This window comes from Mesorhizobium sp. M0991 (assembly GCF_040318915.1).
Taxonomy (GTDB): Bacteria; Pseudomonadota; Alphaproteobacteria; order Rhizobiales; family Rhizobiaceae; genus Mesorhizobium.
On the sequence record NZ_JAMYNE010000030.1, the window covers coordinates 14,978 to 31,450 of the forward strand.

Annotated in this window: 17 protein-coding genes; 10 read left to right on the plus strand and 7 right to left on the minus strand. The window is 62.3% G+C overall.

The genetic code is table 11. The features are described 5' to 3' along the window. Positions 1 to 42: 42 nt before the first annotated feature. Positions 43 to 657, minus strand: a complete 615-nt coding sequence (locus NKH70_RS29140) for a TetR/AcrR family transcriptional regulator (RefSeq protein ID WP_352720795.1) — start codon at positions 655 to 657, stop codon at positions 43 to 45. 90 nt (positions 658 to 747) lie between these two features. Between NKH70_RS29140 and NKH70_RS29145 the strand changes: the two genes are divergently transcribed. The 7 genes from NKH70_RS29145 (at position 748) to NKH70_RS29175 (ending at position 8,322) form a co-directional block, all read left to right on the plus strand. Beyond that, complete coding sequence (locus NKH70_RS29145; RefSeq protein WP_352720792.1) at positions 748 to 1,854, plus strand: polyamine ABC transporter substrate-binding protein; 1,107 nt, start codon at positions 748 to 750, stop codon at positions 1,852 to 1,854. 13 nt (positions 1,855 to 1,867) lie between these two features. Continuing rightward, positions 1,868 to 2,713, plus strand: coding sequence for an ABC transporter permease (locus tag NKH70_RS29150; RefSeq protein WP_352720790.1), 846 nt, complete (start codon positions 1,868 to 1,870; stop codon positions 2,711 to 2,713). Positions 2,714 to 2,715: 2 nt separating this feature from the next. Continuing rightward, positions 2,716 to 3,498, plus strand: a complete 783-nt coding sequence (locus NKH70_RS29155; RefSeq protein ID WP_352720788.1) for an ABC transporter permease — start codon at positions 2,716 to 2,718, stop codon at positions 3,496 to 3,498. Beyond that, entirely contained in the window at positions 3,495 to 4,559 is a 1,065-nt protein-coding gene (locus tag NKH70_RS29160; RefSeq protein ID WP_352720786.1) for an ABC transporter ATP-binding protein, read from the plus strand. The genes NKH70_RS29155 and NKH70_RS29160 overlap by 4 nt, the downstream gene beginning before the upstream one ends. 2 nt (positions 4,560 to 4,561) lie before the next feature. Next, positions 4,562 to 5,320: an MBL fold metallo-hydrolase gene (locus NKH70_RS29165; RefSeq protein ID WP_352720784.1), complete on the plus strand. Its 759-nt coding sequence runs from the start codon at positions 4,562 to 4,564 to the stop codon at positions 5,318 to 5,320. A gap of 460 nt (positions 5,321 to 5,780) precedes the next feature. After that, positions 5,781 to 6,554 carry an NAD kinase gene (locus tag NKH70_RS29170; RefSeq protein WP_352705043.1) on the plus strand — a complete coding sequence of 258 codons (774 nt, stop codon included), beginning with the start codon at positions 5,781 to 5,783 and terminating at the stop codon, positions 6,552 to 6,554. A 190-nt stretch (positions 6,555 to 6,744) separates the two neighbouring features. Further along, positions 6,745 to 8,322 carry a DEAD/DEAH box helicase gene (locus NKH70_RS29175; RefSeq protein WP_352720782.1) on the plus strand — a complete coding sequence of 526 codons (1,578 nt, stop codon included), beginning with the start codon at positions 6,745 to 6,747 and terminating at the stop codon, positions 8,320 to 8,322. Positions 8,323 to 8,366: 44 nt separating this feature from the next. On the opposite strand, the gene NKH70_RS29180 is transcribed toward NKH70_RS29175, so the two are convergent. After that, entirely contained in the window at positions 8,367 to 10,334 is a 1,968-nt protein-coding gene (locus NKH70_RS29180; protein ID WP_353026748.1) for a BTAD domain-containing putative transcriptional regulator, read from the minus strand. 253 nt (positions 10,335 to 10,587) lie between these two features. Between NKH70_RS29180 and NKH70_RS29185 the strand changes: the two genes are divergently transcribed. Continuing rightward, positions 10,588 to 10,752, plus strand: a complete 165-nt coding sequence (locus tag NKH70_RS29185; protein WP_352915918.1) for a YjiS-like domain-containing protein — start codon at positions 10,588 to 10,590, stop codon at positions 10,750 to 10,752. A gap of 26 nt (positions 10,753 to 10,778) precedes the next feature. On the opposite strand, the gene NKH70_RS29190 is transcribed toward NKH70_RS29185, so the two are convergent. Next, entirely contained in the window at positions 10,779 to 11,672 is an 894-nt protein-coding gene (locus NKH70_RS29190; protein WP_352915891.1) for a LysR family transcriptional regulator, read from the minus strand. Between the two features lie 120 nt (positions 11,673 to 11,792). On the opposite strand from NKH70_RS29190, the gene NKH70_RS29195 reads away from it, so the two are divergent. Together NKH70_RS29195 and NKH70_RS29200 are read left to right on the plus strand one after the other, a co-directional pair. Continuing rightward, positions 11,793 to 12,677, plus strand: coding sequence for an NmrA/HSCARG family protein (locus tag NKH70_RS29195; protein ID WP_352720775.1), 885 nt, complete (start codon positions 11,793 to 11,795; stop codon positions 12,675 to 12,677). Between the two features lie 48 nt (positions 12,678 to 12,725). Beyond that, positions 12,726 to 12,998 (plus strand): DUF2798 domain-containing protein, encoded by a 273-nt coding sequence (locus NKH70_RS29200; protein WP_023679921.1) that lies wholly within the window; start codon positions 12,726 to 12,728, stop codon positions 12,996 to 12,998. 90 nt (positions 12,999 to 13,088) lie between these two features. Here NKH70_RS29200 and NKH70_RS29205 read toward each other — a convergent pair whose 3' ends face one another. The 4 genes from NKH70_RS29205 to prfB form a co-directional block, all read right to left on the minus strand. Beyond that, positions 13,089 to 13,736: a YiaD family glycine zipper/OmpA-like lipoprotein gene (locus tag NKH70_RS29205; protein WP_352720774.1), complete on the minus strand. Its 648-nt coding sequence runs from the start codon at positions 13,734 to 13,736 to the stop codon at positions 13,089 to 13,091. A 175-nt stretch (positions 13,737 to 13,911) separates the two neighbouring features. Continuing rightward, a complete protein-coding gene (locus tag NKH70_RS29210; RefSeq protein ID WP_023679923.1) occupies positions 13,912 to 14,280 on the minus strand; it encodes a GFA family protein in 369 nt (122 codons plus the stop codon). Between the two features lie 166 nt (positions 14,281 to 14,446). Continuing rightward, positions 14,447 to 14,833 (minus strand): hypothetical protein, encoded by a 387-nt coding sequence (locus NKH70_RS29215; protein WP_352468780.1) that lies wholly within the window; start codon positions 14,831 to 14,833, stop codon positions 14,447 to 14,449. A gap of 457 nt (positions 14,834 to 15,290) precedes the next feature. Beyond that, a protein-coding gene (prfB, locus tag NKH70_RS29220; protein ID WP_352451084.1) for a peptide chain release factor 2 occupies positions 15,291 to 16,422 on the minus strand; the annotation gives its coding sequence in 2 pieces (ribosomal slippage) (positions 15,291 to 16,355 and positions 16,357 to 16,422; 1,131 coding nt in all). Positions 16,423 to 16,473 lie beyond the last annotated feature (51 nt).

Below are 16,473 nucleotides of genomic sequence, written 5' to 3' on the forward strand. Positions count from 1 at the left end.
TGCGGCGATTTGTGTTGCAGGCCCTACTCGCTCTTGATCTTCTTACATTCCGATTGCCGCCACCAATATCCGGTTCTGCCTGCGTATCGCCGTGCGCAGTTCGGCAATCCTCGCCTCCTCTCGCTTCACGAATTCGATGAACATCATGTTCATGTTGTTGAAGATGAGTTCGCCCAGCGCCGGCCCGTCGATGTCGCGGCGTACCAGGCCGAGCGCCTGCAGGCGGGCGATCAGCGCGCGGATCTGCTCGGTCAGTGCGCGGTCTAGCGCGGTGTAGGCCTGGCCGAACGGGCTGTCGGGCAGTTGCGTCGAGATCGCCATGGCCTGCCGCCACATCTCCTTGCTGAGGTAATGCAGCGAGTGCTCGATATAGATGCCGAGCAGCGTGTCCAGCGCGTCGCCGATATTGGCCGGCGGGTTGGCGACGACGCCGCGCCCGGCATTGAGCACCTCGTTGACCTCCATCGAGACGATGGCGCCGAGGATGTCGCCCTTGTTCTGGTAGTAATTGTAGATCGTGCCGACCGAGACTTCGGCCTGCGCGGCGATGGTCTCGATCTTGGCGCCTTCATAACCGGCATCGCGGAAAAGCGCCGCCGCAGCCTCTATGATGCGGCGGTGCCGATCCGCCTTCTGCCTTGCCCGCAATCCGCTCATAGCGGCTGTTTGCCACAAAAACAGAATTGACTCAATTTTAGAATTGGTTCAATTTTTTGCCACAAGCCAAAAGGCAAGGGAGAACACTCGATGTCCGTCAATCCAAAGACCCCCAATCCAACCGTCAGGAATCCGCTTTCCGTTCTGAAGAGCCATCTCCAAGGCGCGTGCGCCGCGGCAGCACTGCTGCTGGCGGCTGGCAGCCTCGCTCAGGCGCAGGACCTCAATGCGTTGATCTGGTGCGATCACGCCGATCCGGCACTGCTGCAGCCGTTCGAGGAAGCGAACGGCGTCAAGGTCAATGTCAAGGAGTTCGAAGGCACCGGCGCCGGCCTGGCCATCGTCGAACAGTCGCAGCCCGGCGATTGGGACGTGATGGTGATCGACAGCATCGACGTACCGCGAGGCGTCGAAAAGGGCCTGTTCGAACCGCTGCCGGAAGACAAGCTGCCGCTGTCCGACCTCTTCCCGCAGGTGAAGATGGACAGTTCCACCGTGGTCGACGGCAAGCGCTACGGCATCACCGAAAAGTTCGGCTACAACACGATCGGCTACAACAAGACCAAGGTCGACCCGGCCGACATGCAGTCGATGGCGGCGCTGACCGGCGACAAATACAAGGGCAAGATCGCCATCTACGATTATTACCTGCCGGTCATCGGCATGGCCGCACTGGCGATCGGCAAGAGGACGGCGGAACTGACCGAAGCCGACCTTCCCGCCATTAAGGAAGAGCTGCTCAAAATGAAGGCCAACGCCAAGCTGGTCGGCGAAGTGACCGCCAGCCAGACGGCGCTGGCAACCGGCGAGGTCGACATACTGGTCGGCGGCGGCGAATGGGTGACGGCCGGGCTAGCCAAGGAAAACCCGGCGCTGGACTTCTCGATCCCGAAAGAAGGCGCCGTGTTGTGGTCGCAGTCGCTGGCAATGTTCAAGGATTCCAAGAACAAGGAGCTGGCGCTTAAATTCATCCAGTACATTATGAGCCCCGAAGGCCAGGCGCGGCTCGCGACCTCGTCCTGCTATTGGGGCATGCCGGCCAACAGCAAGGCGGCGTTGAGCGACGAGCAGAAGAAGATCCTGCGTTTCGACGAGCAGCCGGAATTCCTCGCCCGCGCCCAGTCCTATCCGGCGCCGAACGCCGATCTCGACAAGAAGATGCAAGACGTCTGGACCGAAATGCTGCAGGCGCAATGACCGGCTACCGGTCGTGAGCGCTGCCACGAAGAGTGAGCGTGCCCTGCCCTGGGCGCTGGTCACGCCGGCGCTCGGCTGGACGCTGCTGTTCTTCGTGCTGCCCTTCGTCGCCATGGCGGTATCCAGCCTGACCGCGCATGAAGGCGGCGGCTTCACGCTGTCCAACTACAGCCAGTTCTTTGCCAATCCATCTTACTGGCAGGCGATGGTGAACTCGCTGCAGGTCACCGCTATCGTTACCGTGATCTCCGTGCTGCTTGCCTATCCCTTTGCGTGGATCCTGGCCGAGCAGGTGCCGGAGCGCTGGCAGCGGCTGGCGCTGATGCTGGCGGTGCTGCCGTTCTGGACCTCCTATGTCGTGCGCTCCTATTCGTGGCTGCTGGTGCTGGCGCAGAACGGCGTCGTCAACCGGGCGCTGACCGGCTCCGGCCTGCTCGGCGAACCGCTGCAACTCGCCAATACGCGGCTAGCGACCGTCACCGGCTTCGTGCATTTCTTCGTCATGCTGCTGACGCTGACGATCTTTGCCAATCTGAAGCAGCTCAGCCCAAGCTACCGCAAGGCCGCCGCCGACCTCGGCGCCGGGCCGGTGCGCACATTCCTGCACGTCGTTTTGCCGCTGACGCTGCCGGGCATCATGGTCGGCGCCTTTCTCACCTTTGTGCTGTGCATCGGCGACTACATCACGCCGCAGATCCTCGGCGGCAACAACGAGCTGTTGATGCCGCAGCTCGTCATGATGCAGATCGGCCGGCGCGGCGACTTTCCGCTCGCCTCTGCGCTGTCGATCATTCTGATGGCGGTGGTCACCATCGCCTATCTCGCCTGCGCCCGCTGGCTGAAGATCGAGCGGGCCTGACCATGCGCGCTTTCATCCGCCTCGTCTCCGGCCTTTATGCCCTCGCCATCTATGGCTTCATCTTCCTGCCGGTGGTGGTGCTGGTGCTGTTTTCGCTGCAAGCGACGTCGTTTCCGATCCCGCCCTTCACCGGGCCTTCGCTGCGCTGGTACGAGGCCGTGCTCGCCGACACGCGGCTGACTTCGGCGCTAGTCAATTCGCTGCTGGTGGCAATCGTCTCCTCGGCTCTCGCCATCACGCTCGGCTTCCTCTCCGCCTGGGGTTTTGCGCGCTTCGTCTTGCCGGGCTCAGGCCTGATGCGCGGGCTGATCACCTTGCCCTTGACCGTCAGCTATCTGATCATCGGCATGGGGCTGCTGGTGCTGTTCAATTGGGCCGGCGTGCCGAAGTCGCTCACTGCCGCCGGCATCGGCCATGTGGTGATCAACCTGCCGCTCTGCTTTGCCATCGTCTACAGCCAGATGGGCGACCACCAGATCAATATCGAGCGCGCTGCGCGCGACCTCGGCGCGCCGGAATGGAAGGTGCTGCTGCTGATCACGGTGCCTGTCATGGCGCCGGCCATCTTCGCCGGCTACTTCCTGTCGATGACCTTCTCCTGGGACGAATTCGTCATCTCGTTCCTGTTGACGCGCTTCGACACGACGCTGCCGGTCGAGATCTGGAACCTGCTGCGCTCCGGCCTCAATCCCAAGACCAACGCCGTCGGCTCGCTGGTCTTCGCCGTATCCATCGTACTGGTGGTATTGTTCGAGCTGATGCTGTTGCGGAGGAAGCCGGCATGAGTGCGCCACTGGTCGATATAAGCTCTGTCTCGCATCGCTTCGGCCAGCACACGGTGCTGAAGAACGTCTCGCTGACGATCGAGCCGGGCAGCTACACGATCCTGCTCGGGCCGTCCGGCTCCGGCAAGACGACGCTTCTGTCCATCCTCGGCGGCTTCGTCACGCCGAGCGAAGGCAAGGTGCTGATCCGCGGCGAGGACTGCACCGCCGTGCCACCGGCGAAGCGGCCGACGACGACCGTGTTCCAGGACTATGCGCTGTTTCCGCATATGAGCGTCGGCAGCAATGTCGGTTTCGGCCTGCGCATGCAGGGCGTCGATGGCGCAACCCGAGCAGCGAGAGCGCGCGAGGCGCTGGCGCTGGTTGGGCTGGCCACCGCCTTCGACAAGAAGCCTCACCAGCTTTCAGGCGGTCAGCGGCAGCGCGTGGCGCTGGCGCGCGCCCTGGTGGTCGAGCCGGCGGTGCTGTTGCTCGACGAGCCGCTCGGCGCGCTCGACCTGAAATTGCGCCGGCAGATGCAGGACGAGTTGAAGGCGATCCAGAAACGCGTCGGCACCGCCTTCATCCACGTCACCCACGACCAGGAAGAGGCGATGGCGCTGGCCGATCATTGCGTGGTGATGAATGACGGGCGCATCGAGGACGAAGGACCGCCCGAGCGCGTCTATGCACGGCCGGCGACGCGCTTTTCCGCGACTTTCATGGGCGAAAGCACGCTGATATCGGGAACGGTGACGGAGGCGAAGAGCGGCAAAATCACCGTCACCACGAAGCTTGGGTCGCTCTCGCTGCCCGGCACATTGCCGACCGGCTCGACCGTTGTGCTGGCCATTCGGCCTGAGCATCTTGTCCTCGGCGCGGCCGGCGGCGCTGTGCCGCTTGGCATGGTCAAAGTGAGCGACGTTGTCTTCCAGGGCAGCTTCAAGCGTGTGCTGGGGACCTCCACGACCGACCCGGCGCTGCACTTCATCGCCAAGGTTCCCTCGGCATCGGCCGTCCAGCCGGGCGACGTGGTCGCGGTATCGTGCGATGCTGGCGACATCATCCTGCTTGCGGACTGAACATGAGCACGCTTCCAACCATCGACGCCGGCCACTGGTACGAAACCATCCGCATGGGCGATGGCGTGACGCTGATCCACGAGCCGTGGATCAAGCCGTTCTTCCGCTGCAACATCTGGCATGTGCGCGGCCGCGACCGCGATCTGCTGTTCGACACCGGCCTCGGCCATTTCAGCTTGCGGTGCCACGTGCCGCTGGTGACGGAACGCAAGCTCGTTTGCGTGGCCAGCCATACGCATTTCGACCATATCGGCTGCCATCACGAATTTCCCGACCGCTGCGTGCACCCGGCCGAGGCCGAGATCCTCGCCGACCCGCGCAACGAATGGACGGTTGCCGACCGCTATGCCACCGACGAGATGTTCGACGGCATGCCGCAAGGCTGGGACACGAAACGCTACCGGATCCTGCCCGCACCAGCCGGCCGGTTGCTCGAACAAGGCGATGTCGTCGATCTCGGCGACCGCGCCTTCGAGGTGATCCACACGCCCGGTCATTCACCCGGCGGCATTGCGCTCTACGAAAACAGGACGGGCATCCTGTTTTCCGGCGACATCGTCTATGACGGACCGCTGATCGACGATGTCTATCACTCCGATATCGACGACTATGTCGAAACGCTGCTGCGCATGCGCGATCTCGATGTCTCGGTCGTGCATGGCGGCCATTTCCCGAGCTTCGGCAAAGTCCGCTATCGCCAGCTTGTCGACGAGTATCTCGCGCAAAAGCGCAAGGCCGGCTGCCACCTGCTCGCCCGATAAGCACTGGCGCAGTGGCGTCAAAGCGCCCTTTGCGGACAGGGTGTCCCCACCGCGTCGCCGCAGCGTGACGCCGTAGGCTCGGGTCTAAAACTCTTTTCCTCCGACTGGCGCACCAGTTCCGCGAAAGCCAGGGCAAAACTTGCCAGCATCAGGAAGACAATAATCAAGCGTGCCAGCGGCAATAGATCGGCCTCGACTGGTTAGCCCCACGCCGCCCGTCCGCTGCCGGCTAACATGATCGATCCGGCTTTACGAGAGTTTAAGGCGAGTCTTAACCATCACATCATTTTGTCCCGCGACATGATGCGCGAGTGCGGCTTGTTTGGCCGCCAACTCAAGGCACCTCCCTCCCTTTGCAGAAATGCCCACCCATGCTAACCCGGCGCTGGCGCGGCCCAGCAACCGGTCGCCGCCAATCGGTCGCCAAACGGTCGTCGCCAATCGGTTGTCGTTGAGAGCCATGAGCAAAACCGCCAGCCGTTTCGCCTTCGTCTCATCCGGTACAGCCGACGCCAATGCGGCGCTGGAAAGCCTTTCTGCACGTTACGGCCAGGCATCCGTCGAAGAAGCCGGGATCGTCGTGGCGCTCGGCGGCGACGGCTTTCTGCTGCAGACCCTGCGTGAGACGATGAGCACGGGAAAGAAGGTCTACGGCATGAACCGTGGCACCATCGGTTTCCTGATGAACGAATACCGCGCCAGCGGCTTGACGGGGCGCATCGCGGCGGCCGTTGCCGAAACGATCCGTCCGCTGGAGATGCAGGCGGTGACGGCGGAGGGCGAGACGATTTCGGCGCTCGCGATCAACGAGGTCGCGCTTTGGCGCCAGTCCTACCAGACCGCCAAGATCCGCATCACCGTGGATGGGCAAGAGCGGCTGGAGGAACTGCACTGCGACGGCGTGATGATTGCGACGCCGGCCGGCTCGACCGCGTATAATCTGTCGGCGCACGGGCCGATCCTGCCGCTCGACGCTCCGCTGCTGGCGCTGACCCCGGTCAGCCCGTTTCGTCCGCGCCGCGGGCGCGGCGCGCTGCTCTCCAACAAGGCGATCGTGCGTTTCGACATTCTGGAGCCGGAAAAGCGGCCGGTGAATGCCGCCGCTGACCACACCGAGGTCAAGGCGGTGACGACGGTCACGGTGAGGGAATCGCCGACGGCAACGGCGACGCTGCTGTTCGATCCCAACCATTCGTGGAACGAGCGCATTCTCGCCGAACAGTTCAGGTATTGAGCCGGCGCAGCAGCCACTGCGCAAATTAAGCATCGCGATTAAGGTTACGACTTCACAATCGCGCCAATGCCGCCCGTTTGTGTTGACAAATCGTGGGCTTGCGCCTACCTGCAATACCAATCTTGCAGGCGCGCGGCGCTTGCCGCGACTGCTTATGTTGCGCCCCCGAACCAGCCAAAGACAGCCAAACTTGTCCTCAGACACCCAGATCGCTCAAGAAGCGTTGACCTTCGCAGACCTCGGCCTGTCGCCGAAGGTCCTTTCCGCAGTTACCGATGCCGGCTACACCGAGCCGACGCCGATCCAGGCTGGCGCCATCCCTCACGCCTTGCTCGGCAAGGACGTGCTGGGCATTGCCCAGACCGGCACCGGCAAGACGGCGTCCTTCGTCCTGCCGATGCTCACCCGGCTGGAAAAGGGCCGCGCCCGCGCCCGCATGCCGCGCACGCTGATCCTCGAGCCGACGCGCGAGCTCGCCGCGCAGGTCGAGGAAAACTTCGTCAAATACGGCAAGAACCACAAGCTCAACATCGCGCTGCTGATCGGCGGCGTGTCCTTCGACGAGCAGGACAAGAAGCTCGAGCGCGGCGCCGACGTGCTGATCGCGACCCCCGGCCGCCTGCTCGACCATCGCGAGCGCGGCAAGCTCCTGCTCAATGGCGTCGAGATCCTCGTCATCGACGAGGCCGACCGCATGCTCGACATGGGCTTCATCCCCGACATCGAGCGTATCTGCGAGATGATCCCGTTCACCAGGCAGACGCTGTTCTTCTCTGCGACGATGCCGCCGGAGATCACCAAGCTCACCGAGAAGTTCCTGCACGCGCCGGTGCGCGTCGAAGTGTCGAAGGCTGCGTCCGCCGCCACCAACATCATCCAGCGGCTTGTGAAATCCGGGCCAAAGCCCTGGGACAAGCGCGAGACGCTGCGCAATCTGATGAAGGCCGAGGATGCCGAGCTGAAGAACGCCATTATCTTCTGCAACCGCAAGGTCGAGGTGTCGGAGCTGTTCCGCTCGCTGCTGAAATATGATTTCGACGCCGGCGCCCTGCATGGCGACATGGACCAGCGCGCGCGCATGCAGATGCTGGCGAATTTCCGTGACGGCAAGCTGCGCTACCTCGTTGCTTCGGACGTCGCGGCGCGCGGCCTCGACATTCCCGATGTCAGCCATGTTTTCAATTACGACGTGCCGATCCACGCCGAGGATTACGTCCACCGCATCGGCCGTACCGGCCGCGCCGGACGCTCCGGCAAATCCTTCACCATCGCGACCAAGTCGGATACCAAATACATCGACGCGATCGAACGGCTGATCGGCACTAAGATCGAATGGCACGACGGCGACCTATCGACGGTCGTCGCCAGCGAGGGCGGCGAGGATGAGGCGCCGCGCCGTGGCCGCGGTGCACCACGCCGCGCCGGCCGCAAGGACGACGCCAAGGACAGGGGCGAGCGCAAACCGCGTGAACGCCACGCCAAGCGCAGCGAAGAAGCAGCGCCGGAAGCAGTTAGCGAGGAACAGCCGGTCGTGGCCGAAGCCACCGTCGCCGACATAGGCGAGCGGCGTACCCGCAAAGACGCGATCCGCTCCGAAAATACCGAACGCAAAGCTTCGCCCGATCGCAACGAACGGCGCGCGCCCGAACGCGGCGACACCAGGCCGCAGCGCGAGCGCCCTGCCCGCCAGCGCCAGGAAGACAATGACGCGACCGTCGGTTTCGGCGACGACATGCCGGCCTTTATGCGGATCGTCGCCAAGGTCTGATACGGCGCTCGCGCGTACACCGACGCGCGAAGCATTGCCGCGAGTCAGTCCGGCAGGCCCGCCTTCCGAAGGCCTTCGATGTATCTGCTGCGATCGTCCGGTCGATAAAACGGCGGCAGCACCTCGGCGAGATTCGAAAGCCGCAGCGAAGGATCGAACTCGCAGACCCGGGCCATCATTTGCTGCGCTTCCGACAGGCGCCCCGCAAGGGCATGACTCGCCGCCACTACACGCATCGCGCTCACATAGTTCGGTTGGTACCGCAGCGACTTTCCCGCCCAAGCGACGGCGTCATCGTAGCGGCCGGCACAAAAATGAGCGAGTCCGGTGTTGAATTGCCAAGCGAACAGGCGTGGATCCAATGGGCTTAGGCGCATGGCAAGCGCGGCGTGCTCGACGGCCTTGCCTGGCTCGCCCAAGCAAGCCCTCACCCAGCTGCTGACGCCCAAAGCAGCGGCCAAGTTCGGGTTGAGCGCGAGCGCGCGATCGATGCAAGCCGCACTGTCATCAAGGTCGCCACCTACGTAGCCGAGGACGTATCCACCGAAGGTAAGCGCAATCGCATCGTCCCTTCCGAGTTCGACCGCTCTCCTGGCCAGTCGAGTAGCCTCGGCATTCTCTTTCGCGCGGTCGACCATCCAGCCGTTGCTTTTTCGGGTGGCGTAGCACCGCGCCGCCCGCGCATGGGCTATCGCGAACTCCGGGTCACGGTCGATCGCCTTCATGAAGAGGCGCAAGGCATCGTCAATGGCCGATCTGCTAGTGATCGTCCGGTCAAAGGCCGCCACCCCGCGGAGATAGTAGTCGTAAGCGTCGAGGCTCTCCGTCGGCTTGCTCTTGGCACGCTCGATCTCGGCCTCCTCCACTTTCGGCGTTATTGCGCCCACTATGCTTGAGGCGACCTGATCCTGCAGATCGAAGACTTCGGCGAGCGTTCCGTCAAAACGGTCGATGCGCAGGCGATCACCCGTCCGGCGTACACTTCCCTCAACCACATAGCGCACGTCCAACTCGCGCCCGACCTGCTTTAAGTCTACGGCCTGGCCCTTGTAGGTGAAGCTCGAATTCCGGGCGATGGCGTACAGGTGGCGGAAGTGAGTTAAGGCTATGATGATGTCCTCGACTATGCCGTCGGCAAAATACTCCTGCTCCGCATCGCCGCTTAAATTCTGAAATGGCAACACCGCTACCGACGGTCGATCGTGATGTTTCGTCGGGACCGGCAAGACTTGCGGCTGCGGTACCACATCAGATCTAGGTGCGGTCCGCTGATATTCGGCTCCCTTCCGTGATTGCAGCGAAGCCGCCAAGGAGACCGTCTGTGCCTCAGGTTCCGCGCCCAGATGCTTCTTCAAGAGAGCCCGACAGGACTCGAACTGTCGCAAAGCCGCGTTTTCGTGGCCCGTGAGGGTATGGATCCGCATCACCGCCCGATGGGCCGCCTCCACGGTCGGATCCGAAGCGAGCAGCCTCTCCGCGAGCCCTTCGCAGGCCGATTCTTCTGCGGAGCCGGGCTCGGAGAGAGCGAGGCTCAGCCGCTCCACCAGCTGCTGTGCCTTCCGTTGATACTGGCTCTGATAAGGTCCAAACCACTCGTCCAGTTCGTCAGGAATGGCTTGCCCGGCAAGCAGCTCACCGCGGTAGAGATCGGCGGCGACGGCGAGATCGGCGGTTCGGCCCTGCTCTAATTTCCGGTCGAAGATCGAGATGTCCGCCTCATCCGGACCGGCAAAAAGCGCGACGGTTTCCTGATCACCATCGATATAGACGGTTGCATCCGAGCTGGCGGGGAACGTGCGCCTGATGTCGACCAGCGCTTGCCGCAGACTATTGCGGGCCTGCCCGTTGCTTCGCCCCGGCCAAAAAGTTTCGGAAAGCTGCTCGCGACGATGGCCGCGGCGGCCTGCGAGAACCAGAGCAGCAAAAAGAAGCGAAGTCTTGCGTGTGGCGAACCGGACAGGCCGGTGCTCCGGGGAAGTAACCTCCAGGCCACCAAGCAACCGGATGCGCACAAATCCTCTCCAGACTTCGACCGCAGCGACAGAATAGCATCTCGGTGGATCGATTTAACACCGATTTAACGGCCGATCGCCGGACTTCTCCCAGTTGTTCACGCCCAGCCGAACAGCCCGAAAACGCCTGCGTGGCACGCTCCCATCCGCAAACTCGAAATGGGAGACCAAAACAATGGCTCACACGGAACCTCGCGCCGCCCGCAGCATGGCCAAACGCTTGCTTGGGTCTAGCCTTAAAGACGCAGCAATGATGATCGCTGCCTTCAGCGGTTGGCGGCGGACCGTCGCAAGACGCAGGGCACTGGCAGATTTGACGACCGATCAGCTGAAGGACATCGGTCATTCGGAGGTCCATCAGCCCGCACTCGACGCCGTCACAGCTGTTCTGATCACGAACTTGATGTCGATGAGGTAAGATCGGCGTTCAGTTTGGTCTGGGCCCTAAAGGTTCTTGAGCTCCAGGCGGGATGCCAGCAGGTCCAGAAAAGCGCGGACTTTGGCCGAGGATGATCTGCCTTCCGGCCACACGGCGTGTATCGGCACCGGCACTGGCTCGAATTCGGTCAGAACCAGTTCCAAACGGCCATCGTCCACCAAGTGCCTTACCTGCCAAAGCGGCGAGTAGCCCAGACCCAATCCGTGAACCGCGGCTGCATAGATCGATATCATCAAATTCGACCGGAAGGTGCCCGCGACCTTCACCGGCCGGGGCTTGCCTTCAATCTGAAACATCCATTCCCCTGGGCGGCCGTCGACAGTTCGTACGATGCATTCATGCTCACGCAATTCAAGCGGATGGGCCGGTCGGCCGTGTTGCTGGAAGTAGGCAGGTGCGCCGAACACCACGCGCCGCAGCGCCCCCAGGCGCTTCGCACGTAAATTGGAATCCGGCAAATTGCCGATCCTTACCGCCAGATCGAGACCCTCGGCATCAAGATCGACAAATTCATCGGAAAGCTGGAGGTCAACCCCGACCCGGGGATATGTCCGCATATAGTCGGCGATAACCGGCACGAGGAAGTCCGGGCCGAACAGAACCGGGGCACTCATGCGCAGGATGCCGGACGGCTCGGATCGTCGATTGGCCGCTTGAAGCCTGGCTTCGTTAATTTCCTCGACGGCGGGTTTGATGCGCTGGAAAAAGGCCGCTCCGGCTTCGCTCGGCGTCGAGCGGCGCGTCGTCCTGTGCAGAAGCTCGACCCCGATTGATTCCTCCAATGTCGCCAGAGACCGACTGACCGACTGCAGCGAGCGGTTCAGCCGGCGTGCGGCAGCCGTCAGGCTGCCATGCTCGACAATGGCAATGAAGGCTTCGAAATCCTCTATCCGGCTCATTGCCTATTTCTCCCGAAAACCGGGAGAAACTATCGCAAAATCGGTGAATTGTAACGCAGTTCGCTAGATTTTATCTTCCCTGCACAGGCCGAAAGGCAGACTCGAGGGAAGGAGATCGTCATGCGAACACCCAGTCCAACCGTCCTGGTCGTAGGCGCCGCAGGCCGCGTTGCCGGTTTGGTGGTGCCTGAACTCGTCCGCCGCAACGCCAGGGTTCGGGCGCTTGTTCGTGACGCCGCGAGTGCCGAAAAAGCCCGGAAAGCCGGCGCATCAGAGATCGCGATCGGAGATCTGCGCAACCATCAGAGCCTTGAGCAGGCCGTGAAAGGTGTCGACGGTGTCTTTCACATCGGACCGGCCTTTGCTCCCGATGAAGCCGCCATGGGGGTTGCCATGGTTGAGGCGGCGGCGCGAGCGGGCGTTCGGAAATTCGTCTTTTCGTCGGTGATCCAGCCCACAAATACGAGGCTGGAAAACCATGCAAGCAAGATACCCGTCGAAGCTGCCCTCTATTCGACGAACATGGAATACACCATTCTGCACCCGGCCAATTTCATGCAAAATATCGCGGCCGCCTGGCCGTCCGTCGTCGAGCATGGCGTTTTCTCGGAGCCGTTTCCAAAGACGGCGAAGCTTGCCCGCGTCGACTACCGCGATGTGGCTGAAGTGGCGGCGATCGCACTGACCGAAGCGCGTTTGTCCTATGCGACCCTCGAACTGTGCGCCGACGGTATGCACAGCCGCGAAGAGGTCGTTGCCATGATGAGCCAAGCGCTTGGCCGGCCGGTTTCGGCGGGCGAGCCGACATTTCAGGACTGGGCGGCGAAAGCCCGCCTTCCCTATACCGACCGCCAGTTGCAGATGCTGGCCAAAGTACACAGCCACTACGCCAAATACGGCCTCGGCGGGAACAGCCTGGCGTTGCGCGCCGCGCTTGGCCGCGAGCCGCGTTCGCTGCGAAGCTTCATTCGGGAATTGGCGCTGCAGGCGGCATATGCCGCCTGATCGTCCTCACAATAATACTTACGCACATTTTCTGATGGGGAGATTTCGATGCAAGCATCACCGGACCGAGCCTTCAAGTTGAGAAAGCTGCCGCCCTCCTACGGCGCGGTGGTGATGCCGTTGGTTCTTTCGATTCTGATGTCCTCGATTGTCTCGGCGGTTTCGACGGCAATCGGCGCAGGCTGGACGAACGGGTTTATTGCGGCCTGGAGCTATGCATGGGGTGCTTCATGGCTTGTCGCGTTTCCCAGTCTGCTGATTGTGCTTCCGATCGTACGCCGGATCGTTGCCGCGATTGTCGATCAGCCGGCCCGGTCCTGACATCACGAACAAAGGGCGCCGGCGGCCGGCGGTCCGGCATAACCATTAGAGCGGCCCCTTGCGGGGCCGCTCCCGGTTCATGCGCTTGCCTCAGGTGAGCGGCGACAGCTGGATCTCGACGCGGCGGTTCTGTGCCCGGCCGGCAGCGGTCGCATTGGAGACGATCGGACGCGTCTTGCCGAAGCCGGTGACGGCGAAGCGGCGGGAATCGACGCCCTGTCCGGACAGGTAGTTGGCGACCGCCAAAGCGCGGCGCTGCGACAGGTCGAAATTGTGCTCGTCGCTGCCGGTCGAGTCGGTGTGGCCGAACACGTCGACCGTGGTCTGGCGGAATTTTTTCAGCACAAGGGCCACTGAATTCAGCACCGGATAGAAACCGGCCTTCACCGCATCCTGGTCGACGTTGAAGGTTATGTCGGACGGCATGTTGAGGATGATCTGGTCGCCGGTGCGCGTAACGCTGACGCCGGTGCCCTGAAGCTGCCGGCGCAGTTCGGCCTCGTTCTGGTCCATGGTGGCGCCGATGGCACCACCGGCAAGCGCACCGATGCCCGCGCCGATCAGCGCGTTGCGGCGGTCGTTGCCGCCGGCAAGCATACCGAGCCCGGCACCCGCCAAAGCACCGAGACCGGCGCCGGCAGCGGTGTTGGAAACCTTCTGCTCCCCGGTGTAGGGATCGGTGGTGCATGCGCTCACGAGCACAGCCGTCGCCACGACGGCGAGCACAATCTTTTTCATTTGGTGGTCCCTCTCCATTCCACGGCCGCGCAACGGCGCACCGCATCAGCCCTTCCAGCGACTTGTAACATGAAATGCGGCGAAAAGCGGACCAGCAAAAGCCGCTGCCGCGGCTTTCCCCGGCTCAATTCCACACGCCTGCAGCGGCTCGCGCGACCACCGCAATTCGACCCGGCTACCAGAGATTCTTGCCGTCGATGACCACCACTTCGACCTTGTCGAGATCGAAATCGTCGAACAGCCGCGAGTTCACGCTGATTTTCGGATTGTCGAAATTCGGCTCGCCCGTCGACCAGTCCGGCGTCTCGGTGAAGGTGCCGCAGCCGCAGGTGGCGCAAAAACCATGTTTTATGGTTTTCGATCCCCACTGGTAGAACGAAACATTCTCCGGCGGGCTGGTGAGTCTGAATTGCGATGGGGTGTAATAGGCCCACAACGACCCGCGTTTCGAACAGAAGGAACAGGTGCACCGGGTCACTGTCTGCGGCGCTTGCGAAACCTCGAACGTCGTCGCCTTGCAGTGGCAGCTTGCCTTGATGGTCATGAACCAGTCCCTCATAATGCCCGCCGCCCCTACGGCAAGGCACCATAAAGTAACGCTCCTGACAACTCCCCGTCAGCAGACCTGTGGGCCTGCGATGGAGCGCGTCAATCCAAAACCGCTGCACTCCCTGGGGTCAAGCCGTGGGCAAAACTTTGGGTGACATGCACTAATAGGACGAAGGTGGCACGAACAGGCAGATGGTCTTTCCGTCATTGGCGCCGGCGACGGAGCACCAATGATATTCGCCGTCGGGCGAATTCTTGATCCGCTTGTCGCTATAGGCCACGACTTCCCCGGTTCCTTTGATGACATAGCCCTCGGGACGTTCGCTGATCGACGTCTGAGAGACCTCGCGGCAATCATAGCCCGAGCAGCAGGAGAACGGGTAGCTCCAGCCTTGAGGCATGGCCGCGGTCGGCGTGGCATCATGCGCCAGAGCAGGCGCCGCGAATGGAATGGCGGCAGCTATCAAAACCACTGCCGCGACAAGTGAATTCAGGAGTCGGCGCGCCGTGCGGGCGATTGGGGCCGGTCTGGGTGCGAGAGCAGGCATGAGCGCAGTTCCTATCAACGGTTGTCAAGCATTTCGCTTGCCCGTTCCCGGAACGTGTCTTCCCAGTGGCCGGATCGTCAGGTCGCAGATACGCCGCGTCCGGCCATAAATGCTTTTTCCTCCCCAGCGCATGAATGCTGAGCTGATTCGTTGGTTGGCGCAAGGAATTGCTGTTGCAACCGAACGCCGACCTCTGCAGTCGGAACCAACCTGCCGCCCTGATTGACGAAATTTGGTCAACCCCGGCAGCGGGATCGCCAATAACGGGATTTGGCTCGCGCTGGTTCCAGGCTTGGCACCGGCAGGCCCGAGGCATCCACGTCAAAAGCGGAATTCGATTTTGAAAAACTCTACGAAAAACAAAGTTGTAGAACGACAGGTAAGTGCAAATTGAGAGCTCGTCACTCTCGCGCGATGGCCGTAACTCTCGCGTGATGAACTCACATTCCCGGCAGCCTCAGTCGATATCGGCCACCGTTTCACCGGCGCCACCCTCGATCCGCTGCGACAGCGAGGCTTCCATGAAATCGTCGAGGTCGCCGTCGAGCACGCTCGACGGGCTGGTGCTCTCGACACCGGTGCGCAGATCTTTCACCAGCTGATAGGGCTGCAGCACGTAGGACCGTATCTGGTGGCCCCAGCCGATATCGCTCTTCGACGCTTCCGTGGCGTTCGCCACCGCTTCGCGCTTCTTCAGCTCTTCCTCGTAAAGCCGCGAGCGCAGCATTTCCCAAGCCTTGGCCTTGTTCTTGTGCTGGGAGCGCTCCGCCTGGCAGGCGACCGCGATGCCGGTGGCGAGATGGGTTATGCGCACCGCCGAATCGGTGGTGTTGACGTGCTGGCCGCCCGATCCCGAAGAACGGTAAGTGTCGATACGGACGTCGGATTCGGAAACGTCGATGTCGATCGTATCGTCGATGACGGGATAGACCCAGACGCTGGCGAAGGAGGTGTGGCGGCGCGCATTGCTGTCATAGGGCGAAATCCGCACGAGACGATGCACACCGGATTCCGTCTTCAGCCAGCCATAGGCGTTGTGGCCCTTGATCAGCAGCGTGGCGGACTTGATGCCGGCTTCTTCGCCGTCATGCACTTCCAGCACCTCGACCTTGAAGCGGCGGCGCTCGGCCCAGCGCGTATACATGCGCAGAAGCATCGAGGCCCAGTCCTGGCTTTCGGTGCCGCCGGCGCCGGCATGGACTTCCAGATAGCTATCGTTGGCGTCAGCCTCGCCCGACAGCAGCGTTTCGATCTGGCGCGCCTTGGCCTCGCCGCGCATCGAGCGGATCGCCGCTTCGGCCTCCGCGATGACGCCCTCGTCGCCCTCTTCCTCGCCAAGCTCGATCAGGCCGATATTGTCTTCGAGGGCCTGGGTGAGGCCTTTGACCGCGGCAATGCCTTCCTCGAGGCCCTGACGCTCGCGCATCAGCTTTTGCGCTTCCAACGGCTCGTTCCAGAGGCTTGAATCCTCGGCACGCACATTCAGGTACTCAAGCCGCTTTATGGCTTGGTCCCAGTCAAAGATGCCTCCTCAGCAGGGTGATCGCCTGCCTGATCTCGTCGACAATATTTTGCGTTTCCGCGCGCATGGCTGGCTGTTCTGTCCTGTTGTTGGATGGCGGTTTGGTGGCGCGATACAT

Coding starts and splice junctions, on each gene's coding strand:
- NKH70_RS29140 (WP_352720795.1), bottom strand. CDS start 657: ATGAGCGGATTGCGGGCAAGGCAGAAGGCGGATCGGCACCGCCGCATC.
- NKH70_RS29145 (WP_352720792.1), top strand. CDS start 748: ATGTCCGTCAATCCAAAGACCCCCAATCCAACCGTCAGGAATCCGCTT.
- NKH70_RS29155 (WP_352720788.1), top strand. CDS start 2,716: ATGCGCGCTTTCATCCGCCTCGTCTCCGGCCTTTATGCCCTCGCCATC.
- NKH70_RS29160 (WP_352720786.1), top strand. CDS start 3,495: ATGAGTGCGCCACTGGTCGATATAAGCTCTGTCTCGCATCGCTTCGGC.
- NKH70_RS29165 (WP_352720784.1), top strand. CDS start 4,562: ATGAGCACGCTTCCAACCATCGACGCCGGCCACTGGTACGAAACCATC.
- NKH70_RS29170 (WP_352705043.1), top strand. CDS start 5,781: ATGAGCAAAACCGCCAGCCGTTTCGCCTTCGTCTCATCCGGTACAGCC.
- NKH70_RS29185 (WP_352915918.1), top strand. CDS start 10,588: ATGATCGCTGCCTTCAGCGGTTGGCGGCGGACCGTCGCAAGACGCAGG.
- NKH70_RS29190 (WP_352915891.1), bottom strand. CDS start 11,672: ATGAGCCGGATAGAGGATTTCGAAGCCTTCATTGCCATTGTCGAGCAT.
- NKH70_RS29195 (WP_352720775.1), top strand. CDS start 11,793: ATGCGAACACCCAGTCCAACCGTCCTGGTCGTAGGCGCCGCAGGCCGC.
- NKH70_RS29200 (WP_023679921.1), top strand. CDS start 12,726: ATGCAAGCATCACCGGACCGAGCCTTCAAGTTGAGAAAGCTGCCGCCC.
- NKH70_RS29205 (WP_352720774.1), bottom strand. CDS start 13,736: ATGAAAAAGATTGTGCTCGCCGTCGTGGCGACGGCTGTGCTCGTGAGC.
- NKH70_RS29210 (WP_023679923.1), bottom strand. CDS start 14,280: ATGACCATCAAGGCAAGCTGCCACTGCAAGGCGACGACGTTCGAGGTT.
- NKH70_RS29215 (WP_352468780.1), bottom strand. CDS start 14,833: ATGCCTGCTCTCGCACCCAGACCGGCCCCAATCGCCCGCACGGCGCGC.